Genomic DNA, 23,026 nt, shown 5'->3' with positions numbered 1-23,026 from the left:
TCGTTCCATGAAACATTCCCCGTCGCTGTTGCTGGCTGCACTGTTGAGTCTGCCCGTGATCGTCCAGGCTGCCGAGCCGGCGCAATGCAGCACCGTTAACTTCTCGGATGTCGGCTGGACCGACATCACCGTCACCACCGCCGTCACCAGCGAGGTGCTCAAGGCCCTCGGTTACAAAACCAAAACCACCATGATTTCAGTACCCGTCACCTACAAGTCACTGGCCGATGGCAAGAACATGGACGTGTTTCTGGGCAACTGGATGCCCACCATGGAAAACGACATCAAGGCTTACCGCGATGCCGGAACGGTGGAGACCGTACGGGCCAATCTGGAGAACGCCAAATACACCCTGGCCGTGCCCGAAGCGCTGTATGACAAGGGTTTGAAAGACTTCTCCGACCTGCCCAGATTCAAGAAGGAACTGGACGGCAAAATCTACGGCATCGAACCCGGCAACGATGGCAATCGCATGATCCAGACCATGATCGACAAAAACGCCTTCGGCCTTAAGGACGCAGGCTTCAAGGTGGTGGAGTCGAGCGAAGCCGGAATGCTGTCACAAGTCGATCGCGCCCAGCGCCGTGGCACCGAGGTGGTGTTTCTGGGCTGGGAACCGCACCCGATGAACACCCGTTTCAAGATGAAATACCTCACCGGTGGCGATGAGTTCTTCGGCCCCAATTATGGTCAGGCAACCATCTACACCAACACCCGCAAGGGCTACACCCAGGAATGCCCGAACGTCGGCCAGTTGCTGAAGAATCTGGTGTTCACCCTGGACATGGAAAGCACCCTGATGGGCAAGGTGCTCGATGACAAGACCAAACCGGACGTGGCGGCCAGAGCCTGGCTTAAACAGAACCCGCAAGTGCTCGACACCTGGCTGGCGGGCGTGACCACTATCGACGGCAAGCCGGGCCTTGAGGCCGTCAAGGCCAGTCTCGCGAAGTAAGCTCGGGCGCCGGGGGGCACGCTCGCCCGGCTCCGTTTCAATTCCCCTGCATGCGGACGTTCACTACCATGCTGATTGATCACAAGATCCCTCTGGGCGAGTACATCGCCAGCTTCGTCGACTGGCTGACCAAACACGGCGCCAGCACCTTCGACGCCATTGCGCTGACGCTGGAAACCATGATCCATGGCGTGACGTTCGCGCTGACCTGGTTCAACCCCTTTGTGTTTATCGGACTGATTGCACTGCTCGCGCACTTTATTCAACGCAAGTGGGGGCTGACGGTGTTTGTGGCACTGTCGTTTCTGCTGATCCTCAATCTGGGGTACTGGCAAGAGACCATGGAAACCCTGGCGCAGGTGCTGTTCGCCACCTTTGTCTGCGTGATCATCGGGGTGCCGCTGGGCATTCTGGCGGCGCACAAACCCATGTTCTACACCTTCATGCGCCCGGTGCTGGACTTGATGCAGACCGTGCCGACCTTCGTTTACCTGATCCCGACCCTGACCCTGTTCGGGCTGGGTGTGGTGCCGGGGCTGATCTCCACCGTGGTCTTTGCCATTGCCGCGCCGATTCGCCTGACCTACCTGGGCATTCGCGATGTACCCCATGAACTGCTCGATGCCGGCAAGGCCTTTGGCTGTTCGCGCCGCCAGCTGCTCACACGCATCGAACTGCCCCATGCCATGCCCAGCATCGCGGCCGGGATTACCCAATGCATCATGCTGTCGCTGTCGATGGTGGTGATTGCTGCCCTGGTGGGTGCCGACGGCCTGGGCAAACCGGTGGTCAACGCACTGAACACCGCAGACATCGCCCTGGGCTTTGAGGCCGGGCTGGCAATTGTATTGCTGGCGATCATGCTCGACCGGATCTGCAAGCAGCCGGAAGCCAAGAAAGGAGCTGACGCATGAGCATTATCCGCTTCGACAAGGTTGACGTTATCTTTGCCAAAGATCCGCGCGAGGCCCTGGGCCTGCTGGACCAAGGGCTGTCACGGGATCAGATCCTGAAAAAGACCGGGCAGATTGTCGGCGTCGAGAGCGCCAGCCTGGACATCGACAAAGGCGAAATCTGCGTGCTGATGGGTTTGTCCGGCTCGGGTAAATCCAGCTTGCTGCGCTGTATCAACGGGCTTAACACCGTGAGCCGTGGCCAGTTGTATGTGGAGCATGAAGGCAAGCAGATCGATATCGCATCCTGCACCCCGGCCGAACTGAAAATGATGCGCACCCAGCGCATCGCCATGGTGTTTCAAAAGTTCGCCCTGATGCCATGGCTGACCGTACGCGAAAACATCAGTTTTGGTCTGGAGATGCAGGGCCGGCCCGAGAAGGAACGCCGCGCGCTGGTGGACGAAAAGCTGGAGCTGGTGGGCCTGACCCAGTGGCGCAACAAAAAGCCGGATGAACTGAGCGGCGGCATGCAGCAGCGGGTCGGCCTGGCCCGGGCACTGGCCATGGACGCCGATATTTTGCTGATGGATGAACCCTTCTCGGCACTGGACCCGCTGATTCGCCAGGGCTTGCAGGACGAATTGCTGGAGCTGCAGCGCAAGCTCAGCAAGACCATTGTGTTTGTCAGCCACGATCTGGACGAAGCCCTGAAACTGGGGAGCCGCATCGCGATCATGAAAGACGGCAAGATCATTCAGTACAGCAAGCCTGAAGAAATCGTGCTCAACCCGGCAGACGACTATGTGCGCACCTTCGTCGCCCATACCAACCCCCTGAACGTACTGTGCGGGCGCAGCCTGATGCGCACGCTGGACAACTGCAAACGCATCAACGGCTCGGTGTGCATAGATCCGGGGGACGACTCGTGGATTGATCTGGCAGAAGGCAACACCATCAAGGGCGTGCGCCAGGGTGCCAGCAACGTGGACTTGCAGCACTGGAGCCATGGGCAGGCAGTGGAAGGACTGGGGCGTGGCCCGACCCTGGTGGACTCGGGAATCGGCATGCGCGACGCGCTGCAAATCCGTTATCAGACCGGCAACAAGCTGGTGCTGCACGACAATCAGAAAGTGGTGGGGATACTCGGCGATACCGAGCTGTATCACGCGCTGCTGGGCAAAAACCTGGGCTAGGTGCCCGTAACTGACCTTGTAGGAGCGAGCTTGCTCGCGAGCTGTTCAAACCGGCTCGCGAACAGGCCCGCTCCTGCAGGAGGGACGTTAATTTAGCTGTAAACCCGCCCAAGGAGCTGGCGATGGCTTTCAAACTGGTCGAGCACGTCACGGCTGATTTGCTCTGGGGTGAAGCCCATCAGGTCGTATTCCTGGCTGCCGTTATGCAAATACACTTCAGCCCGGTAGTAACGGTTGCGCACTTCATCCTGACCAGACTCGCCCGGTGCCGCCATGTAGCGGTCCAGGCTGACTTCGTAGACAAACGGGTTGCCTTCTTCCATCTCGACCCGCACGCCCATGCAACGCTTGGCTTTACCCAGCAGGGTCTGTACATCAAAGCCTTGGGCACGCAGTTGCGTGGCGGCTTCTTCCAGTGCCGGGGTCACGTGCTTGTCCATAAAGCGCTGCACCACTGCCTGGGTCGGCTGCAGGTCCTGGGCGGTCAAACGCTCGCTGAAAAAGCCGCTGCGACCACGGGCCGCCAGTTCAGCCTGTTCCTGTCCCATCTGGGTGTCCTGGCGCATCGCTTTGTGCAGGCCGAACATGAACAGGATCAGCACCACCGAAAACGGCAGGCCGGCCAGCACCACCATGGTTTGCATGGCGGCAAAGTTACCGGCAAACAACAGACCGATGGTCACCAGGGTAATCACCACCGACCAGAAGATGCGCAACCAGTGCGGGGCGTCTTCATCCACATCGCCGCCTTTGCAGGACAGGTTGGCCATCATTACCGCGCCGGAATCCGCCGGGGTCAGGAACAGTACAAAGCCGACAAAGATCGACACGCCGATCACGATTTTCGAGGCAGGGTAGTGCTCAAGCAGTTGGTAAATTGCCATCGACGGCTGTTCGAGCGCCGTTTTACCCAACTCCACCGCCCCCTGGTTAACCACCAGGTCCAGGGCCGAGTTACCGAAGATCGACAGCCAGGCCAGGGTGAAGCCCAACGGAATCAGCAATACGCCCGCTACCAGTTCACGCACGGTCCGCCCGCGGGAAATACGCGCAATGAACATGCCGACGAACGGGGCCCAGGAAATCCACCAGGCCCAGTAGAACAGGGTCCACAGACCCAACCAGCCTTCGGTCTTCTTGGTGTCGCCTTCATAGACATACAGGTCGAAGGTTTTCATGACGATACCGTTGAGGTAGTCGCCGGTGTTTTGCACAAAGCCGTTGAGCAGGTGCAGGGTCGGGCCGAACAACAGCACGAAAATCAGCAAGCCACTGAACAGCACGATGTTCAGGTTGGACAGACGGCGAATGCCGTTCTCAACGCCCGAGACCGCCGCGATGGTGGCCACGGTGCTCATCACGATGATCACGATCAGCAAGTTGGTGTTGCTGTGCTCCATGCCGAACAGGTTCTCAAGCCCCGACGACACTTGCATCGAGCCAATGCCCAGGTTGGTCACCAGGCCAAGCAACGTCACGAACATGCCGAAGCCGTCTACGGCGTGGCCCGCAGCGCCTTTGACCCAGCGTTCACCCATCAACGGATACAACGCCGAGCGCAGGGCCAGCGGCTGGTTGTGACGATAGGCGAAGTAAGCCACGGCCAGACCGACCAGTGCGTAAATCGCCCAGCCGTGCAGACCCCAGTGCAGGAAAGTCAGTTGCAGCGCCTGGCGCGCGGCCTCGTGGCTGCCCGATACCCCTTCAGGCGGGTTGAAGTAGTGATCCAGGGGCTCGGAAGCGCCGAAATACAACAGCGAAATACCGATGCCGGACGAGAACAGCATCCCGGCCCAGGCGCCGTAGCTGAAGTCGGGGGTGTCTTGCTTGGTCCCCAGTTTCAGCTTGCCATAGGACGAAAACGCCAGCCCCACGACGAAAATCAGGTAAGCGGCGATCACCACCATGTAGTACCAGCCGAAACTGCGCGACAGCCATTCCTGGGCAACACCCAGTACGCGGCCTGCTTCTTCGGGGGCGATGATCAAAATGGCAGTCAGCAACAATATCAAGGCAGTGGAGGTGTAAAACACCCAACCGTTGACCGTCACCTTTTGCGGTGGGGTCTTTATAAGAGAAGCAGAACTCATGGCACGGATGCTCCAGGCAGCGCGAGAGAAAGACTTGAGGCTACGCACCACTCGACCAAACGCTTAGATAGCGACCAACGGTCGAGTGATATAAAGACACCGCTAAAAAAACTGGACCCGCCCGGACCCTGCTGTTTCTGTAGGAGCGCGCTTGCTCGCGAGCTTTTTAATCGCGTTACAGGGCTCGCGAGCAAGCTCGCTCCTACACAAAACCGGGGTTCCAGCGATGTTTGCTGTGTCGTTTTGCGCCATTGATGCCCAGGCAAACGGCATAAATCGCGACGATTTGTCGCAGAGCTTATTCTTTGTTGATTGAACGTTCAATCAAAACAAAATAGACTGGTCTTCGCTCAGTGATCGATTTGCACTGCTCGCAGGCCCAAGGAGATTTGCAAGATGCCAAAGGTCGGGATGCAACCCATACGCCGCCAGCAGTTGATCGAAGCCACGTTAACGGCAGTCGATCAGGTCGGGATGGCCGATGCCAGCATTGCGCTGATTGCCCGTTTGGCCGGTGTGTCGAATGGCATCATCAGTCACTACTTTCGCGACAAGAACGGTCTGATTGCCGCCACCATGCGGTACTTGATGAACGTCTTGATCGACAACGTCACCGCCCGCCGCCAGGCGCTGAGCGATGACAGCCCCAGGGCTCACCTGCAGGTAATCGTTGAAGGCAACTTTGACGCCAGCCAGGTCAGTGGCCCGGCAATGAAAACCTGGCTGGCCTTTTGGGCCGCCAGCATGCACCAACCGTCTTTGCACAGATTGCAGCGGATCAACGATCACCGCTTGTACTCCAATCTGTGCTGCCAGTTCCGCCGAGTTTTGCCGCAGGCCCAAGCCCGCAATGCAGCACGGGGCCTGGCAGCTCTCATCGATGGTCTATGGTTGCGGGGTGCCCTGTCGGGAGACGCTTTCGACACCGAACAGGCACAACGCATCTGCTACGAATACATGGATCTACAACTGGCGAAAAAGGTGAGTTAGGCCTCAATCAATGCTTAACCCCTGAACTGTCGTGAATCTGAGTTGCCCCAGTTAGATGGCATCCAGGTTCACGATGAACGCCAACCACTTATGCACTTGCGAGGATTTTATGGCCCGTTTCGAACTGCAAAAACTCTACATCGACGGCGGCTACACCGACGCCAGCAGCGATGCAACCTTCGATGCCATCAACCCGGCTAACGGCGAAGTCCTTGCGCAAGTGCAACGTGCGACTAAAGAAGACGTTGAGCGCGCTGTTGTCAGCGCCGAAAAAGGCCAGAAAATCTGGGCTGCCATGACTGCCGTGGAGCGTTCGCGCATCCTGCGCCGGGCCGTGGACATCCTGCGCGAGCGCAACGATGAACTGGCTGCCCTGGAAACCCTGGACACCGGCAAGTCGTACTCCGAAACCCGTTACGTGGACATCGTGACCGGTGCCGACGTACTGGAATACTACGCAGGCCTGGTGCCCGCCATTCAGGGCGAGCAGATCCCGCTGCGCGACACTTCGTTCGTTTACACCCGTCGCGAGCCGCTGGGCGTTGTGGCCGGCATCGGCGCATGGAACTACCCGATCCAGATCGCTTTGTGGAAATCCGCACCGGCACTGGCCGCCGGTAACGCGATGATCTTCAAGCCAAGTGAAGTCACTTCCCTGACCACCTTGAAACTGGCCGAGATCTACACCGCTGCCGGCGTACCGGACGGCGTGTTCAACGTACTGACCGGCAGCGGCCGCGAAGTCGGCACCTGGCTGACCGAGCACCCGCGCATCGAGAAAATCTCGTTCACCGGCGGCACCGACACCGGCAAGAAAGTTACCTCCAGCGCCACCAGCTCTTCGCTCAAAGAAGTGACCATGGAACTGGGCGGCAAGTCGCCGCTGATCATTTTTGACGACGCCGACCTGGATCGCGCGGCTGACACCGCGATGATGGCCAACTTCTACAGCTCGGGCCAGGTGTGCACCAACGGCACCCGCGTGTTCGTACCGACCGCACTGAAAGCAGCGTTCGAAGCCAAGATTCTGGAGCGCGTTGCCCGTATTCGTATCGGCAACCCGGAAGACGAAAACACCAACTTCGGTCCGCTGGTCAGCTTTGCTCATATGGAAAGCGTGCTGGGCTACATTGCCAAGGGCAAGGAAGAAGGTGCCCGCCTCCTGTGCGGCGGCGAACGTCTGACCCAGGGTGACCTGGCCAAGGGCGCATTCGTGGCACCGACCGTGTTCACTGACTGCACCGATGAGATGACCATCGTCAAAGAAGAAATCTTTGGCCCGGTGATGAGCATCCTCACCTACGACACCGAAGAAGAAGTGATCCGTCGCGCCAACGATACCGAGTTCGGCCTGGCTGCCGGTGTCGTGACCAAAGACCTGAACCGCGCCCACCGCGTGATTCATCAGCTGGAAGCGGGCATTTGCTGGATCAATGCCTGGGGCGAGTCCGACGCAAAAATGCCGGTAGGCGGCTACAAGCAGTCGGGTATTGGCCGCGAAAACGGTATCAGCTCCCTGGCGCAGTACACCCAGATCAAATCGGTACAGGTTGAGTTGGGCGATTACGTTTCGGTGTTCTAAGCCAGCGCCCCCATCGCCGGCACGCCAGCTCCCACGCACCTTGTGGGAGCCCGGCTTGCCGGCGATCGAGGGCAAAGCGCTCGCCATGACCTGACCAACTTCAAAGAGGGTGCATTTTATGTCCCAAGAATTCGATTACATCATCATTGGTGCCGGCTCTGCCGGTAACACCCTGGCGACCCGTCTGACTGAAGACGAAGGCGTCACCGTGCTGCTGCTCGAAGCAGGCGGCCCGGACTACCGTTTAGATTTCCGGACCCAGATGCCCGCGGCTCTGGCGTTTCCGCTGCAAGGCCGTCGCTACAACTGGGCCTTTGAAACCGATCCGGAACCCCACATGGACAACCGCCGCATGGAATGTGGCCGTGGCAAAGGTCTGGGCGGTTCTTCCCTGATCAACGGCATGTGCTACATCCGTGGCAACGCGATGGACTACGACGGCTGGGCAAAACTGCCAGGCCTCGAAGACTGGGATTACCTGAACTGCCTGCCGTACTTCCGTAAAGCGGAAACCCGCGACATCGGCGCCAACGATTACCACGGCGGTGATGGCCCGGTCAGCGTGACTACGCCAAAAGCGGGGAACAACGTGTTGTTCCACGCCATGGTTGAAGCCGGCGTACAGGCAGGCTACCCGCGTACCGAAGACCTGAACGGCTACCAGCAGGAAGGTTTCGGCCCGATGGACCGTACCGTCACGCCAAACGGTCGTCGTGCCAGTACCGCTCGCGGTTACCTGGACACCGCCAAGCAGCGTTCGACCCTGACCATCGTCACCCACGCCCTGACCGACAAGATCGAGTTTGAAGGCAAGCGTGCGGTTGGCGTTTCCTACATGGTCGGCGACAGCGACACCCGCATTCTGGCCAAGGCCCGTAAAGAAGTGCTGCTGTGCAGCGGCGCGATCGGTTCGCCAACCGTGCTGCAACGCTCCGGCGTCGGCCCGGCCGAACTGCTCAACAGCCTCGATATCCCGGTGGTTCACGACCTGCCGGGCGTCGGCCAGAACCTGCAGGACCACCTGGAGCTGTATCTGCAATACGCATGCACCCAGCCGGTTTCGCTGTACCCGTCCTTGCTGTGGTACAACCAGCCGGCCATCGGTGCCGAGTGGTTGTTCCTGGGCAAAGGCATCGGCGCCAGCAACCAGTTCGAAGCAGGCGGTTTTATCCGTACCCGCGAAGAGTTCGAATGGCCGAACATCCAGTACCACTTCCTGCCGGTTGCGATTAACTACAACGGCAGCAACGGTGTGAAAGAGCACGGTTTCCAGGCACACATGGGCTCCATGCGTTCGCCGAGCCGGGGCCGGATCAACGTCAAGTCCAAGGACCCGCGCGAGTACCCGAGCATCCTGTTCAACTACATGGCGGCCGAGCAGGACTGGCAGGAATTCCGTGACGGCATCCGCCTGACCCGGGAAATCATGCAGCAACCGGCTCTGGACGCTTACCGTGGCCGCGAAATCAGCCCGGGTATCGACAAGCAGACTGACGAAGAGCTGGACACCTTTATCCGTGAACACGCGGAAACGGCGTTCCACCCTTCCTGCTCGTGCAAGATGGGTACCGACGAAATGGCCGTAGTGGACGGCGAAGGCCGGGTGCATGGCATGCAGGGTCTGCGGGTAGTCGATGCGTCGATCATGCCGCTGATCACCACCGGCAACCTCAACGCACCAACGATCATGATCGCCGAGAAAATCGCCGACAAGATCCGTGGTCGTGCGCCACTGCCGCGCAGCACAGCCAGCTACTACGTTGCAGGCGATGCACCGGTACGCGGCAAGCCGCTGCGTGATGTGAGCCGTACCGCGCAGTAACCGCGATTGCGATTGAGCCCGTTCCTGCTGCTGTGGGAGCGGGCTTGCCCGCTATAGCATCACCTCGATTTGCCTGAAGTACCGGGTCGTGCGCATCACGGGCAAGCCCGCTGCCGCAACCGCTGCAGTTTCATCCCTCCCCGCTTGTCCCGGCCTCAACGCAGGCCTACTCTAGTGCCTCGCTTCAGTTCCCAAACCCAAGCTTCGATACACTTTCCGATGTTCGGAGGTCTGTGCATGTTCGATTTCTACCCTCAGCTCAAGCAGCGCTTTGCCGCGTTGCGCACCCGGGCCGAGTTCTTTTCGTTGCGTTATGTGCGCGAGTCCGGGCAACACCTGTCGGTACGCAAGAACGTTGCAGAACCTCCTGCCTTCAGTCACGACCAGGGCGCGATGCTGACCGTGCGGGTCAAGGGCGTTGAAGCCTATGCCGCCACCAACGACCTGTCACAGGCCGGTTTGCAGGCCGCCCTGGATCGTGCCGAGGCCCAGGCCCGCCTGATCACGCCCCACGCGTTGCTCGACCTGACCCTGGAACCGGTATCCCGGGAATGCGCCGACTATTACTCGCCCGATCTGGACCAGACATTCCCGTCCCTCAGCCAGTGCTTTGAGCTGCTGGGCGCCGAGTCGGCAGCCGTGCCCAAAGACCCGCGACTGGTGAGCTGGGACGTGTCCCTGGGACTCAACCACGTCGAGCAGATTTATCTCAACAGCGCCGGCGCCGAGTTGCGCCGGGCCCAGCGCTTCGTGTTTCCGGGCATGAGCGTCACCGCCTATGACGGCAATGACAGCCAGACCCGCAGCCTGGGCCGGGAAAACTTTGGCCAGCAAGGCGGCGTGGATGTGATTGGCCGCTGCGGCTTGATCGGCGCCGCGCCCCAGGTCGCCGAGCAAGCCCTGCAGTTGCTGCTTGCGCCCAACACGCCCCAGGGCCAGCGCGACCTGCTGTTGCTGCCCGACCAGATGATTCTGCAGATTCACGAGTCCATCGGCCACCCGCTGGAGCTTGACCGCATTCTGGGCGACGAGCGCAATTACGCGGGCACCAGCTTCGTCAAGGCCGGTGACTTCGGCAACCTGCAATACGGCTCCAGGCTGCTCAACGTGACCTTCGACCCGACCATTGCCGAGCAGTTGGCCAGCTACAACTTTGACGACGACGGTACCCCGGCGCACAAGGAGTTCCTGATCCGTGAAGGTTTGCTGCTGCGGCCTTTGGGCGGAGCGCTGTCGCAATTTCGCGCAGGTCTCGACGGCGTAGCCAACAGCCGCGCCTGCAGCTGGAATCGTCCACCGATAGACCGTATGGCCAACCTCAATATCGAACCCGGCGACCAGTCGATGGCGCAACTGATTGGCAATATCGAAAACGGAATCCTGATGGCCACCAACCGCTCATGGTCGATTGACGATGCGCGCAACAAATTCCAGTTCGGCTGCGAATGGGGCCAGTTGATCGAAAACGGTGAACTCAAGGGCGTGGTCAAGAACCCCAACTACCGCGGTATCTCCGAGCAGTTCTGGCGCAATCTGAGCGCCGTGGGCGACGCCAGCACGTTCAAGGTGCTGGGTACCCCCAACTGCGGCAAAGGCGAACCCAATCAGGTGATCCGGGTGGGCCATGCATCCCCGGCCTGCGTGTTCAGTAATATCGACGTGTTTGGAGGCGATGCCTGATGAGTACCCCAATGAGTCAGGCCGGGCAGTTCAAGGCACTGGTGCAGTGGCTGCGCGATGCGCTGCGCAGTCCCGAGCAATTCACCCTGGACTACAACGCCGAAGCCTCGGAATTTATTCGTTTCAACAAGGGCAAGGTACGCCAGGCAGGGCTGGTGCAGCAGGCGAGCCTGAGCCTGAAGCTGATCGACAACGGGCGTCACGCTGACGTCAGCATCACCCTCGCCGGTGAACTGGAGGTCGATCAGCAGCGCTTGTCCGAAGCACTGCAACAATTGCGCGACACCCTGCCCCTGCTGCCGATTGATCCCTGGCTGCTGCTCAACCCCGAGCCGTGGCAAAGCCACAATGTGCAGGACCAGCCGTTGCCGGACACCGCCCGGGTGCTGGAGGAAATCCGCCGCGCCGCCGAGGGCATCGATCTGGTGGGCTTTTATGCCAGCGGCCCGATCAGCTATGGCTACGCCAGCTCCGAAGGCGCACTGGGCTGGCATCAGGCCAACAGTTTCAATTTTGACTGGAGCCTGTTCCACAGCAACGGCCAGGCGGTCAAAGCCAGCTACGCCGGGGCCGACTGGGACAGCCAGGGCTTTGCCCGGCGCATGCAATCGGCCCGCGAACAGCTGGCCTATCTGGATCGTCCGTTGCATGCCCTGGCACCCGGCGAATACCGTGCTTATCTGGCTCCGGCGGCACTGGAAGAAGTGATGAGCATGTTGAGCTGGGGTGGGTTTTCGGCCCAGGCCCTGGCCAGCAAGTACAGCCCGCTGCAAAAACTCTACGCCGGCGATGCGCAGCTGAGCCCGCTGGTGTCGCTGGACGAACAGGTCAGCCAGTCCCTGAGCCCGGCGTTTTCCGCTGAGGGTTATCCGCGCCAGGACCTGTCGCTGGTCAGGCACGGCAAGGCCAACCAGCAACTGGTGGGCTCGCGCAGTGCTGCCGAGTACGGCCTCGAGGTCAACGGCGCGCCCTGGGGTGAAGGGCCCAGCGCACTGGCGATGGCAGCGGGCAGCCTGGAACAGGCCGATATCCTCAAGCAGTTGGGTACCGGGCTATACATCAGCAACCTGTGGTACCTGAACTACTCCGACCAGTCGGCGGCACGCCTGACCGGCATGACGCGCTTCGCCACGTTCTGGGTGGAAAACGGCGAAATCAAGGCACCGGTCAACACCATGCGCTTTGATGACAGCGTCTATAGTCTGCTGGGTTCACAACTTGAAGCACTGACCGTGGAGCGCGAGCTGCTGTTGTCGGCCAGCACCTATGACCAGCGCCAGACCGCGTCAAACCTGTTGCCGGGGGCACTGGTAAAAAAACTGACATTGACGCTTTAACCCCCCTGCCCACTGTGGGAACCGGCTTGCCGGCGATTGGTGCAACCGGGCTTTCCTGACCATCGCCGGCAAGCCGGCTCCCACAGAGTGGGGCCAACCGGCCCCGCAGCGGGTTCTCGACTGTTCATAAAAAGAGGTCCTATGCCCGTACGTCCGGTTCTAAGTCCTGAAGTCCTTCGCTGGTTGCCCTGGGTAGTGGCCATCGCGTTTTTCATGCAGTCGCTCGACGGCACCATCCTCAATACCGCACTGCCCGACATGGCCAGCGACCTGAAAGAAAACCCGCTGCGCATGCAAGGCGTGATCGTCGCCTACATGCTTACCGTTGCACTGCTGATCCCGGCATCAGGCTGGATCGCCGACCGCTTCGGCACCAAAAAGATCTTCTTCAGCGCCATCCTCCTGTTCAGTTTCGGTTCTTTGCTGTGCGCGCTGTCCGGCACGCTCAACGAGCTGATCGGCGCACGTATCGTCCAGGGCCTGGGCGGTGCCTTGATGCTGCCCATCGGGCGACTGGTGGTGCTCAAGGCTTATCCGCGTTCGGAGCTGGTGCGGATCATGGGCTTTATCACCATCCCCGGTTTGCTCGGCCCCCTGATCGGGCCGACCATGGGCGGCTGGATGGTGCAGTACCTGAGCTGGCACTGGATTTTCCTGATCAACCTGCCCGTCGGAATGCTCGGCTGCTGGGCGGTCTGGCACTTCATCCCGGACCTGCGCGGCAGCGAGCGTACGCGCTTCGATACCCTGGGCTTTGTGCTGTTTGGCGCCGCGATGGTGTTTATCACCATTGCCATGGAAGGCCTGGGCGAATTGCACATGCCGCACCTGCGAGTGATGTTGCTGCTGTTCGCGGGGCTGGCGTGCCTGGCGGCCTATTGGCTGCGGGCAGGCAATATCAGCAACCCGCTGTTCTCGCCGGTGCTGTTTAAAACCAGGACCTTTGCCGTGGGTATATTGGGCAACCTGTTTGCCCGGCTCGGCAGCGGCGCCTTGCCGTTTCTGGTGCCGCTGCTGCTGCAGGTCGCCCTGGGCTATTCGCCGTCCCAGGCCGGGATGAGCATGCTGCCACTGGCGGCCGCCGCAATGCTGGCCAAGTGGGTGGCGCGGCCGCTGATCGAGCGCGTGGGCTATCGCACCGTGCTCACGACCAATACCTTTGCCCTGGGCCTGATGCTGGCCAGCATGGGCCTGGTCACCGAGCACACGCCGTACCCGCTGCTGCTGGGGATGCTGGCCGTTCTGGGCGCGATCAACTCGCTGCAATTCACGGCCATGAACACTGTGACCCTGATCGACCTCGACGACGCCAGCGCCAGCAGCGGCAACAGTTTGCTGTCGGTGGTCGCGCAGCTGTCCTTGAGCCTGGGTGTGGCGTGCGCCGGGGCCCTGCTCGGCGGTTTTACCGGCGATGGCGGCGATGAGGGGGTGGATACGGTACTTGGAGCATTCCAGCTGACCTTCCTGACAGTGGGCATCATGGCAATGCTGGCGGCCGCGATCTTCCTGCAGCTGTCACCCAAGGACGGGCGCAAGCCCAAGGCCAACTCGGAGCACGACCTGGAGCATTAAGAACGCAACACCTGTAGGAGCGAGCTTTTTAACAGCTCGCTCCTACAGAGTTGTCAGGGTTCAGATGACAACTCGTCCAGAATGTTCAGGCTAAGGGCATAGGGCTGTTACACTGCGCGACATTTTGTTTTGCAGGCCAGTCTCGTGACCACCATTGCCACCGCTTTTAACTCTCTGCCTCTGTCCGCCGCCATGCTGGCTAACCTCGACTCCCTCGGTTATGCCCAGATGACGCCGATCCAGGCGCAGAGCTTGCCGGTGATCCTCAAAGGCATGGACCTGATCGCCCAGGCGAAGACCGGCAGCGGCAAAACTGCCGCCTTCGGCATCGGCCTGCTGAACCCGATCAACCCGCGTTTCTTCGGTTGCCAGGCCCTTGTGATCTGCCCGACCCGCGAACTCGCTGACCAGGTTGCCAAAGAGATCCGCCGTCTGGCTCGCGCCGAAGACAACATCAAGGTGCTGACCCTGTGTGGCGGCGTGTCCTTCGGCCCGCAGATCGGTTCGCTGGAGCACGGCGCGCACATCATCGTCGGCACCCCGGGGCGCATCCAGCAGCACTTGCGCAAAGGCTCGCTGAAGCTCGACGGCCTCAACACTCTGGTACTCGACGAAGCTGACCGCATGCTCGACATGGGCTTCTACGATGCCATCGAAGACATCATCCGCCAGACTCCGGAACGCCGTCAGACCCTGTTGTTCTCGGCCACCTACCCGGTCGGTATCAAGCAACTGTCGTCCAAGTTCATGCGCAACCCGCAGCAGGTAAAAGCTGAGGCCTTGCACACTGACAGCCAGATCGAGCAACGTTTCTACGAAATCTCGCCTGAAGAACGCATGGACGCCGTGACCAAAGTGCTCGCGCATTTCCGTCCGCAATCGTGCGTGGCTTTCTGCTTCACCAAGCAGCAGGTTCAGGAAACCGTTGATCACCTGACCTCCAAGGGCATTTCCGCCGTCGGCCTGCACGGCGACCTGGAACAGCGCGACCGTGACCAGGTACTGGCGATGTTCGCCAACCGTTCGACTTCGGTACTGGTAGCCACAGACGTTGCCGCCCGTGGTCTGGACATCGATGCACTGGACATGGTGCTCAACGTCGAACTGGCCCGCGATTCGGAAATCCACATTCACCGTGTCGGCCGTACCGGCCGCGCTGGCGAAAAAGGGGTGGCGATCAGCCTGGTTGCTCCGTCCGAAGCGCACCGCGCCCAGGCCATCGAGCAACTGCAGAAAGCTCCGCTGAACTGGGAAACCCTGGACACCCTGAAATCCCAGGGCGGCGCGCCATTGCTGCCGGCCATGAGCACTCTGGTGATTGGTGCAGGCCGTAAAGACAAGGTTCGCCCGGGCGACATCCTTGGCGCCCTGACTGGCGACGCGGGCATCCCCGGCGCCCAGGTCGGCAAGATCGCGATCTTTGACTTCCAGGCCTACGTGGCCGTTGACCGCACTATTGCCAAGCAAGCGGCCCAGCGCCTGAGCGAAGGCAAAATCAAAGGCCGCGTACTGCGCGTCCGGGTTTTGTAAACCCAAACGACACACTCATTGTGGGAGCTGGCTTGCCGGCGAAGTCAGCACCTCGGACCGGGTTGCCTGCATCGCTGGCAAGTCAGCTCCCACAGTGCTTTTAAACAGAGAATTTTTGTGAGGACACCGCTTTGCGCTCTACCGACGTTGTGATTATTGGCGCTGGCGCCGCAGGTTTGATGTGCGCGCTGAGCGCTGCCGGGCGTGGGCGCAAGGTGATGCTGATTGACCACGCCAACAAGGCGGGCAAGAAGATCCTGATGTCGGGCGGTGGCCGCTGCAACTTCACCAACATGTACACCGAACCGAACAATTTCCTGTCGCAGAACCCGCACTTCTGCAAGTCGGCGCTGGCGCGTTACACCCAATGGGATTTCATCGAACTGGTCAGCAAGCACGGCGTGCCCTACCACGAGAAGAAACTCGGCCAGCTGTTTTGCGATAACAAATCCAGCGACATCCTCGAAATGCTCCTGAGCGAGTGCCAACAGGCCGGCGTCAGCCTGCACCTGGACACCTCGGTGGAGCAGATCGAAAAAACCGAAACCGGCTACAGCCTCAACACCACCCTGGATCAGTTGAACTGTCAGTCGCTGGTGATCGCCACCGGCGGCCTGTCGATTCCGACCCTCGGCGCCACCGGTTTCGGCTATCAAGTGGCCAGGCAGTTTGGTCACACCTTGCTGCCGACCCGCGCAGGTCTGGTGCCCTTCACCATCACCGATCAGCTCAAAGAGATTTGCACCGAGCTCTCCGGGACCTCGGTGGACTGCCTGGTGAGCTGCAACGATCAGAGCTTCAGGGAAAATATCCTGTTCACCCACCGCGGTTTGAGCGGACCGGCGATCTTGCAGATTTCGTCGTTCTGGAACTCCGGCGATACGGTTGAAATCAACCTGCTGCCCGACCTCGACGCGCTGAGCTGGCTGCACACCCAGCAGGCCGAACGCCCGAACAGCGAACTGAAGACTCTGCTCGGTGAGATTTTCACCAAGAAGATGGCCAACCTGCTGGCCGAGCACTGGTTTGTGTCCAAGCCCATGAAGCAATACACCCCGGGCGAGCTGGCGGAAGTGGCTGACAGGCTGGCGTGCTGGAAAGTGGTACCGGCCGGCACCGAGGGCTATCGCACCGCGGAAGTGACACTGGGCGGGGTCGATACCCGTGAAGTGTCATCCAAGACCATGGAGTCGCTGAAGAGCCCCGGCTTGTACTTTGTCGGTGAAGTGCTGGATGTGAGCGGCCATCTGGGCGGTTTCAACTTCCAGTGGGCGTGGGCTTCGGGGTACGCCGCGGCGCAGTTCGTCTGACGACGTCACCCTGTGGCCGCTGTCGAAGGCTGCGGCTACAGAGTCTGAGTCAAAAAATATTTTGTGTCCGATGTGAAGAGTGTCATTGCGCTGTCGTCTTATCTGGCTCAATTTAGCGAAATACGAGCCAGGCACCGCCACCTCCATGTCATCGACCTCCTTCAGTCAGTCCCTGCGCCGCTTGTGGGCACGGGACAAGTTCAGTTACAGCGTTCGCGTATTTATCGCCCTGACCGGCAGCATGGCTTTTTGCTGGTATCAGGACGAGATGTCACTGCTGATCCCGCTGTTCCTGGGGATTATCGCCAGCGCCCTGTCCGAGACCGATGACAGCTGGCAAGGCCGACTGAACGCGTTGCTGGTGACCCTGGTGTGTTTCAGTGCCTCGGCCTTCAGTGTCGAATTACTTTTCCCCTACCCCTGGTTGATGGTCTGCGCGCTGGCGCTGGCCAGCTTCGGCCTGACCATGCTCGGGGCGCTGGGCGAGCGCTACGGGGCGATTGCCTCAGCCACGCTGATTCTGGCCGTGTACACCATGATCGGGGTCGATCAGCGCGGCGGGGAAGTGCTCAATTTCTGGCATGAGCCCTTGCTGCTGGTGGCGGGCGCGGCCTGGTACGGGCTGCTGTCGGTACTGTGGCAGGCCCTGTTTTCCCACCAGCCGGTGCAGCAAAGCCTGGCGCGGCTGTTCTGGGAGCTGGGCCTGTATCTGAAGATCAAGTCCTCGCTGTTCGAGCCCGTGCGCAAGCTGGATGTCGAGGCCGGCCGGCTGGAACTGGCACGCCAGAACGGCAAGGTGGTGGCCGCCCTGAACAGCGCCAAGGAAATCATTTTGCACCGGGTCGGCAACTCCAGGCCGGGGTCCAAGCTCAGCCGCTACCTCAAGTTGTACTTCCTCGCGCAGGATATCCACGAGCGCGCCAGCTCCTCCCATTACCCGTACAACGCACTGGCCGAGGCGTTCTTTCACAGCGATGTGATGTTCCGCTGCCAGCGTCTGTTGCGCCAGCAAGGCGTGGCCTGCCAGCGCTTGTCAGAGTCGATCAAGCTGCGCCAGCCATTCGTCTATGACGACAGCTTTGCCGAGGCCCTGGGCGATCTGCACGCCTCCCTGGAGCATCTGCGCATCCAGAGCAACCCGGCCTGGCGCGGGCTGTTGCGTTCACTGCGGGCGCTGGCCGCCAACCTCGGTACGCTGGACCGCCTGCTGAGCGATGCCAGCAACCCTGACAGCCTTGCCGATGCCACCGACAGCAGCCTGCTGGATCGTTCGCCGCGCAACCTCAAGGATGTGTGGTCGCGCTTGCGCCAGCACCTCACCCCCACTTCGCTGATTTTCCGCCACGCCCTGCGCCTGCCGTTGGCGTTGTCCATCGGCTTTGCGATGGTGCACTGGATTCATCCCAGCCAGGGTTACTGGATCATCCTCACCACGCTGTTTGTGTGCCAGCCGAGTTACGGCGCGACACGCCGCAAGTTCAGCCAGCGGATCATAGGTACGGCCATCGGCCTGGCCGTGGGCTGGGCGCTGTTCGACCTGTTCCCCAACCCGCTGGTGCAATCGATGTTCGCGGTGGTGGCCGGGGTGGTGTTCTTTATCAACCGCACTACCCGCTACACCTTGAGCACTGCTGCCATCACCCTGATGATTCTGTTTTGCTTCAATCAGGTGGGCGACGGTTACGGGCTGTTTCTGCCAAGACTGTTCGATACCCTGGTGGGCAGCGTGATTGCTGCCGCAGCGGTGTTCCTGTTCTTGCCTGACTGGCAGGGCCGACGCCTGAATCAGGTGCTGGCCAATACCTTGAGTTGCAACAGTCAGTACCTGCGGCAAATCATGCACCAGTACGCCCAGGGCAAAAGTGACGACCTGGCGTATCGTCTGGCGCGGCGCAACGCCCACAACGCCGATGCTGCCCTGTCGACCACACTGGCCAACATGCTGATGGAGCCGGGGCACTTCCGAAAGGATGCCGATATGGGCTTCCGCTTTTTGGTGCTTTCACACACCCTGCTCAGCTATTTGTCGGGCCTGGGCGCGCACCGCGATACCCGGTTGCCCAGCGACATTCGCGAGCACTTGATCGAAGGCGCGGGGCGCAGGATCGCTGACAGCATCGACCTGATCGCTCAAGGCCTGACCACCAAACAGGCCGTGGCGGTGCAGAGTGACGAAGAAGAAGCGCTGGCCAATGAGCTGGAACAGATGCCGGATGAGCTCGACGAAAGCCAGCGCCTGGTGCAAACCCAGCTGGCGCTGATTTGCCGTCAGCTGGGGCCATTGCGGACCCTGGCCGCGCATTTGATCAAAGCGCCTTAGCGCTTGGCGCCACCGGGCTTCGGGCCTACTATCCGCTGATCGTTTTCTCGCACAAGGACTGGACCGTGACCACTGACTGGCTCTGCAAACACCACACCGATCTGGGCAAGGAGCAGCTCTACGCCATACTGGAGCTGCGTTCGGAGGTATTTGTCGTCGAGCAAAAATGCGCCTATCAGGACGTCGATGGACAAGACCTCAGTGGCGATACCCTGCACCTGATGGGCTGGCAGAACAACCAGCTGGTGGCATACGCCCGGCTGCTCGATCCTGATTCCCAGGGCGGTGATGTGGTCATTGGCCGGGTGATCATTGCCCCCGCGGGCCGCGGGCAAAAGCTGGGGCACGAGCTGCTGGCTCAAGCACTGGAAAATATCGATGACTACTGGCCCGGGCAACCCGTGTTCATGTCAGCCCAGGCTCATTTGCAGCCGTTCTATGAGCAACACGGGTTTAGCGCCGAGGGCGAAATCTATCTTGAAGATGACATCCCGCATATCGGCATGCGCCGTAATCAAACACCTCAGGGATAACCGAGTACCTGCTTGATCTGCGCCAGATGCTGGCCGATCCAGGCCTTGTCGACCGGGCCCCAGCTGTGAATCTGATAGCGGCCGGCATGATTGCGGGCACCATCCTGCTGCTCGAATTCGCAGACGATGTCCAGATCGGCCAGCGCGGCGATGGTGTCCTGGGCGGTACGGCGCGGCATACCGGTGACCTCGGTCAGGGCTGGAACACTGCTGGCGGTCTGGCTGTCGATCAACCAGGCCACATACAGGCGCCGGTAAAAGCTGCTTTTGGTTTTGCTGACTTCCATTCAGAACTCCTGATATCTGTACTTGGCGACTACTTCTGCAGGCGCCTGCAGGCTGTCATCGACCAGCCTGCATGTCGCGCCACGTGAGATACACCCGCAGGTCAAATTCCAGCTGGTGGTAGCCCGGCTGCATGTATTCACACAGCTTGTAAAACGCCTTGTTGTGATCTGACTCCTTGAGGTGTGCCAGCTCATGGACCACGATCATTTTCAAAAACTCTGGCGCCGCCTCCTTGAACAACGAAGCTACGCGCAGCTCTTTCTTGGCCTTGAGCTTGCCGCCCTGCACCCGCGAAATGGTGGTGTGCAAACCCAGCGCACGGTGGGTCAGATCCAGCTTGTTATCAAACAGCACCTTGTCGAAGGACGGCGCATTGCGCAGGTGTTCCTGCTTCAGTTCCAGCGCATAGGCATACAAGGCCTTGTCGCTTTGCACCGCGTGACGTTGTGGATAACGCTCGCTCAGGTAACTGCCCAGCTGATCGCGCTCAATCAGGTGACGCACCTGATCTTGCAAGGTCTGGGGATAAGCCTGGAGGTATTTGAGGACAGTCATGGGGCGCCAACGTACAACGTAAAGGTGCGCCAGTGTAGCGAATTCAGGATTAAGCAGTGCCATCACTTCAACTGGCCACCCGCCAGGCTTTATAAAGACTTCCCTTCCAGGTCCCGGTTTAGAGCCTGCACTGCGGTTTTATCGCTGTAAGTGGCGATTTTTAAAGGCTAGTCATGATTGATTTGGCAACCTGGAACCTGAGCGTTCAGCAAACTGGATATTGACCACAACAAGCTCTGACATCCGGGCCGCAAAGTCAGAACTTACTCTGAAACACGTAGGACGTTTCCTAGAATGTAATTTCGCCTCGAGTGCCACTTGCTGCGCTGAAAGTCACGGGGCTATCTTCTTGAGTCGCCTCAGTCTTGGCTCGAATGATGGCCTGCGTGGAAAACCCATGAAAGCTTCCAAGCCCAAACGTATCAAGCGCGATGATCATCAATACGATGAAGCAACCCGGCGCATTCTCGACCGCCTGCGCGCTGCGCCCGCCCTGCTCGATGAGCTTGAACCTACCCGGCCCCGGAAAATCAGCCCCCGCTCTCCCTTTGCAGTGTTGCCCGACATCCCTGCACTGGAAGCCCTGGTGCATGTCTCAGTGATGCTCAAGAGCGCAGAAGAGGTCTCGGACGAGATCACTGAAATGGCCAGTGGCATCGAGCGCGGCTTGGTGTGGTCGCTGGTGCACTCGGTGGAAATGGCCCGTTCGCTGGTGGATGCACTGCTCCAGGGCAACGGCGTCGACCCGGAGCAATTACAGCGTCCCGGATGACGCCCACAAAAAAGCCCGCATTGCGAATCGCAGCGGGCTTTTTTAAACGCCGGGGTCTTAGTTGACCTTGGCGTTCAGCTCACCTTTGAGGTAGCGCTGGTACATGGCTTCGAGGGAGATCGGCTTGATCTTCGAGGCATTACCGGCAGTACCGAAGGCTTCGTAACGTGCGATACACACGTCACGCATGGCGGTCACGGTTGCGCCGAAGAACTTGCGCGGGTCGAACTCGCTCGGGTTGGTGGCCATCAGGCGACGCATGGCGCCAGTCGATGCCAGACGCAGGTCGGTGTCGATGTTGACCTTGCGCACGCCGTGCTTGATGCCTTCAACGATTTCTTCTACCGGCACACCGTAGGTTTCTTTGATGTCGCCGCCGAATTCATTGATGATCGCCAGCCACTCTTGTGGCACAGACGACGAACCGTGCATCACCAGGTGAGTGTTGGGGATACGTTTGTGGATCTCTTTGATCCGGTCGATGGCCAGCACGTCACCGGTAGGTGGCTTGGTGAACTTGTAAGCGCCGTGGGAAGTACCGATGGCGATAGCCAGGGCGTCCACTTGGGTGCGCTTGACGAAGTCAGCCGCTTCTTCCGGGTCGGTCAGCATCTGGCTGTGATCCAGAACGCCTTCTGCGCCGATGCCGTCTTCTTCGCCAGCCATGCCGGTTTCCAGGGAACCCAGGCAGCCCAGCTCGCCTTCAACCGATACGCCGCAGGCGTGGGCCAGGGCAACAGTCTGCTGAGTGACACGCACGTTGTAGTCGTAGTCGGTCGGCGTTTTGCCGTCTTCGCCGAGCGAGCCGTCCATCATCACCGAGCTGAAGCCCAGCTGGATCGAGCGCTGGCAGACGTCAGGGCTGGTGCCGTGGTCCTGGTGCATGCACACCGGGATATGCGGGAATTCTTCGATTGCCGCCAGGATCAGGTGACGCAGGAACGGTGCACCTGCGTATTTACGCGCACCGGCCGAAGCCTGAACGATCACCGGGGAGTCAGTCTTGTCAGCGGCTTCCATAATGGCGCGCATCTGCTCAAGGTTGTTGACGTTGAAGGCTGGAACGCCGTAGCCGAATTCGGCGGCGTGGTCCAACATCTGGCGCATGCTGATAAGTGCCATTGTGTGTGTCTCTCCCGGACGAGGGTCGTTAATCGTGCAAGCCTGCCGTAGCGGCGGCTGCTATTCAAGTTATTGCAGATCGGGGGCGCGCCCCTGAAATGCGAATTCTGTCTAGCTGAAACGTTACAGCTTCAGCTATAGCTACTCGCTATTTAATGTGGGAGCTGGCTTGCCAGCGATGCAGGTAATACGGTCTGTCAGGCAAACCGCCTCGATGCCATCGCTGGCAGGCCAGCTGCCACAATATCTCTCACCCGCTTTACGGGCACCCGTGCTCTTTTGAAGGTTGGGGCGACTCGTATTTCTCCAGCGCCTCCGGCCCTGAGCGTTTATTCACCAGCGGCACACTCTGCGCCTGCCATTCTGCCTGGTAGCAACCACTCTCTTCAGGGGTTGCAGCCTCGGGCGTCGGCTTGCTCGAACCGGCACAACCGGCCAAAAAGCCCGCAATCATTAACAGCGGTAACAACTTGACCATG

19 protein-coding genes are annotated in these 23,026 nt (G+C 60.1%); 14 read left to right on the top strand and 5 right to left on the bottom strand.

What is annotated here, in order from left to right:
- Positions 1-7: 7 nt before the first annotated feature.
- From EQV90_RS04910 to choV, 3 genes are all read left to right on the top strand, one after another.
- Positions 8-955 carry a choline ABC transporter substrate-binding protein gene (locus tag EQV90_RS04910; RefSeq protein ID WP_004419573.1) on the top strand — a complete coding sequence of 316 codons (948 nt, stop codon included), beginning with the start codon at positions 8-10 and terminating at the stop codon, positions 953-955.
- 68 nt (positions 956-1,023) lie between these two features.
- Complete coding sequence (gene choW / locus EQV90_RS04905) at positions 1,024-1,869, top strand: choline ABC transporter permease subunit (protein WP_004419575.1); 846 nt, start codon at positions 1,024-1,026, stop codon at positions 1,867-1,869.
- Positions 1,866-3,044, top strand: coding sequence for a choline ABC transporter ATP-binding protein (gene choV / locus EQV90_RS04900; RefSeq protein ID WP_004419578.1), 1,179 nt, complete (start codon positions 1,866-1,868; stop codon positions 3,042-3,044). The genes choW and choV overlap by 4 nt, the downstream gene beginning before the upstream one ends.
- 92 nt (positions 3,045-3,136) lie before the next feature.
- Here choV and EQV90_RS04895 read toward each other — a convergent pair whose 3' ends face one another.
- On the bottom strand, positions 3,137-5,077 hold the full coding sequence (locus EQV90_RS04895; protein ID WP_240877848.1) for a BCCT family transporter: 1,941 nt from the start codon (positions 5,075-5,077) through the stop codon (positions 3,137-3,139).
- A gap of 453 nt (positions 5,078-5,530) precedes the next feature.
- On the opposite strand from EQV90_RS04895, the gene betI reads away from it, so the two are divergent.
- The 10 genes from betI (at position 5,531) to EQV90_RS04845 (ending at position 19,810) form a co-directional block, all read left to right on the top strand.
- Positions 5,531-6,124, top strand: a complete 594-nt coding sequence (gene betI / locus EQV90_RS04890; RefSeq protein WP_004419582.1) for a transcriptional regulator BetI — start codon at positions 5,531-5,533, stop codon at positions 6,122-6,124.
- A gap of 109 nt (positions 6,125-6,233) precedes the next feature.
- Positions 6,234-7,706: a betaine-aldehyde dehydrogenase gene (gene betB / locus EQV90_RS04885; protein ID WP_004419584.1), complete on the top strand. Its 1,473-nt coding sequence runs from the start codon at positions 6,234-6,236 to the stop codon at positions 7,704-7,706.
- A 118-nt stretch (positions 7,707-7,824) separates the two neighbouring features.
- A complete protein-coding gene (gene betA / locus EQV90_RS04880; protein WP_004419586.1) occupies positions 7,825-9,528 on the top strand; it encodes a choline dehydrogenase in 1,704 nt (567 codons plus the stop codon).
- 237 nt (positions 9,529-9,765) lie between these two features.
- Entirely contained in the window at positions 9,766-11,208 is a 1,443-nt protein-coding gene (locus EQV90_RS04875; RefSeq protein WP_240877803.1) for a TldD/PmbA family protein, read from the top strand.
- Positions 11,208-12,545 (top strand): TldD/PmbA family protein, encoded by a 1,338-nt coding sequence (locus EQV90_RS04870; RefSeq protein ID WP_240877802.1) that lies wholly within the window; start codon positions 11,208-11,210, stop codon positions 12,543-12,545. The genes EQV90_RS04875 and EQV90_RS04870 overlap by 1 nt, the downstream gene beginning before the upstream one ends.
- Positions 12,546-12,686: 141 nt before the next feature.
- Positions 12,687-14,117: a multidrug transporter subunit MdtD gene (gene mdtD / locus EQV90_RS04865; RefSeq protein WP_004419591.1), complete on the top strand. Its 1,431-nt coding sequence runs from the start codon at positions 12,687-12,689 to the stop codon at positions 14,115-14,117.
- Positions 14,118-14,309: 192 nt separating this feature from the next.
- The gene (gene dbpA, locus EQV90_RS04860; protein WP_232286864.1) at positions 14,310-15,647 is read left to right on the top strand and encodes an ATP-dependent RNA helicase DbpA; all 1,338 of its coding nucleotides are present in this window, start codon (positions 14,310-14,312) and stop codon (positions 15,645-15,647) included.
- 131 nt (positions 15,648-15,778) lie between these two features.
- Positions 15,779-16,957 carry an NAD(P)/FAD-dependent oxidoreductase gene (locus EQV90_RS04855; RefSeq protein WP_010656692.1) on the top strand — a complete coding sequence of 393 codons (1,179 nt, stop codon included), beginning with the start codon at positions 15,779-15,781 and terminating at the stop codon, positions 16,955-16,957.
- 145 nt (positions 16,958-17,102) lie between these two features.
- On the top strand, positions 17,103-19,277 hold the full coding sequence (gene yccS, locus EQV90_RS04850; protein WP_004419597.1) for a YccS family putative transporter: 2,175 nt from the start codon (positions 17,103-17,105) through the stop codon (positions 19,275-19,277).
- Positions 19,278-19,342: 65 nt separating this feature from the next.
- Positions 19,343-19,810 (top strand): GNAT family N-acetyltransferase, encoded by a 468-nt coding sequence (locus EQV90_RS04845; RefSeq protein ID WP_004419598.1) that lies wholly within the window; start codon positions 19,343-19,345, stop codon positions 19,808-19,810.
- On the opposite strand, the gene EQV90_RS04840 is transcribed toward EQV90_RS04845, so the two are convergent.
- Both EQV90_RS04840 and EQV90_RS04835 read right to left on the bottom strand, forming a co-directional pair.
- Complete coding sequence (locus EQV90_RS04840) at positions 19,801-20,097, bottom strand: winged helix-turn-helix domain-containing protein (RefSeq protein ID WP_004419599.1); 297 nt, start codon at positions 20,095-20,097, stop codon at positions 19,801-19,803. The two genes, EQV90_RS04845 and EQV90_RS04840, sit on opposite strands and share 10 nt — an antisense overlap.
- Before the next feature lie 55 nt (positions 20,098-20,152).
- The gene (locus tag EQV90_RS04835) at positions 20,153-20,653 is read right to left on the bottom strand and encodes a M48 family metallopeptidase (protein WP_004419601.1); all 501 of its coding nucleotides are present in this window, start codon (positions 20,651-20,653) and stop codon (positions 20,153-20,155) included.
- A 397-nt stretch (positions 20,654-21,050) separates the two neighbouring features.
- On the opposite strand from EQV90_RS04835, the gene EQV90_RS04830 reads away from it, so the two are divergent.
- Positions 21,051-21,425: a hypothetical protein gene (locus EQV90_RS04830; RefSeq protein ID WP_010656693.1), complete on the top strand. Its 375-nt coding sequence runs from the start codon at positions 21,051-21,053 to the stop codon at positions 21,423-21,425.
- A gap of 57 nt (positions 21,426-21,482) precedes the next feature.
- On the opposite strand, the gene fba is transcribed toward EQV90_RS04830, so the two are convergent.
- Complete coding sequence (gene fba, locus EQV90_RS04825) at positions 21,483-22,547, bottom strand: class II fructose-bisphosphate aldolase (protein WP_004419605.1); 1,065 nt, start codon at positions 22,545-22,547, stop codon at positions 21,483-21,485.
- A gap of 259 nt (positions 22,548-22,806) precedes the next feature.
- Positions 22,807-23,025: a hypothetical protein gene (locus EQV90_RS04820; protein ID WP_004419607.1), complete on the bottom strand. Its 219-nt coding sequence runs from the start codon at positions 23,023-23,025 to the stop codon at positions 22,807-22,809.
- Position 23,026 lies beyond the last annotated feature (1 nt).

Source organism: Pseudomonas sp. TMW22089 (genome assembly GCF_022496645.1).
GTDB lineage: Bacteria > Pseudomonadota > Gammaproteobacteria > Pseudomonadales > Pseudomonadaceae > Aquipseudomonas > Aquipseudomonas paraversuta.
This window is presented reverse-complemented; position numbering and strand designations above follow the sequence as displayed.

Coding starts and splice junctions, on each gene's coding strand:
- EQV90_RS04910 (WP_004419573.1), top strand. CDS start 8: ATGAAACATTCCCCGTCGCTGTTGCTGGCTGCACTGTTGAGTCTGCCC.
- yccS (WP_004419597.1), top strand. CDS start 17,103: ATGTCATCGACCTCCTTCAGTCAGTCCCTGCGCCGCTTGTGGGCACGG.
- choV (WP_004419578.1), top strand. CDS start 1,866: ATGAGCATTATCCGCTTCGACAAGGTTGACGTTATCTTTGCCAAAGAT.
- betI (WP_004419582.1), top strand. CDS start 5,531: ATGCCAAAGGTCGGGATGCAACCCATACGCCGCCAGCAGTTGATCGAA.
- betB (WP_004419584.1), top strand. CDS start 6,234: ATGGCCCGTTTCGAACTGCAAAAACTCTACATCGACGGCGGCTACACC.
- betA (WP_004419586.1), top strand. CDS start 7,825: ATGTCCCAAGAATTCGATTACATCATCATTGGTGCCGGCTCTGCCGGT.
- EQV90_RS04830 (WP_010656693.1), top strand. CDS start 21,051: ATGAAAGCTTCCAAGCCCAAACGTATCAAGCGCGATGATCATCAATAC.
- EQV90_RS04870 (WP_240877802.1), top strand. CDS start 11,208: ATGAGTACCCCAATGAGTCAGGCCGGGCAGTTCAAGGCACTGGTGCAG.
- EQV90_RS04835 (WP_004419601.1), bottom strand. CDS start 20,653: ATGACTGTCCTCAAATACCTCCAGGCTTATCCCCAGACCTTGCAAGAT.
- fba (WP_004419605.1), bottom strand. CDS start 22,547: ATGGCACTTATCAGCATGCGCCAGATGTTGGACCACGCCGCCGAATTC.
- mdtD (WP_004419591.1), top strand. CDS start 12,687: ATGCCCGTACGTCCGGTTCTAAGTCCTGAAGTCCTTCGCTGGTTGCCC.
- EQV90_RS04820 (WP_004419607.1), bottom strand. CDS start 23,025: ATGGTCAAGTTGTTACCGCTGTTAATGATTGCGGGCTTTTTGGCCGGT.
- choW (WP_004419575.1), top strand. CDS start 1,024: ATGCTGATTGATCACAAGATCCCTCTGGGCGAGTACATCGCCAGCTTC.
- EQV90_RS04840 (WP_004419599.1), bottom strand. CDS start 20,097: ATGGAAGTCAGCAAAACCAAAAGCAGCTTTTACCGGCGCCTGTATGTG.
- EQV90_RS04875 (WP_240877803.1), top strand. CDS start 9,766: ATGTTCGATTTCTACCCTCAGCTCAAGCAGCGCTTTGCCGCGTTGCGC.
- dbpA (WP_232286864.1), top strand. CDS start 14,310: ATGCTGGCTAACCTCGACTCCCTCGGTTATGCCCAGATGACGCCGATC.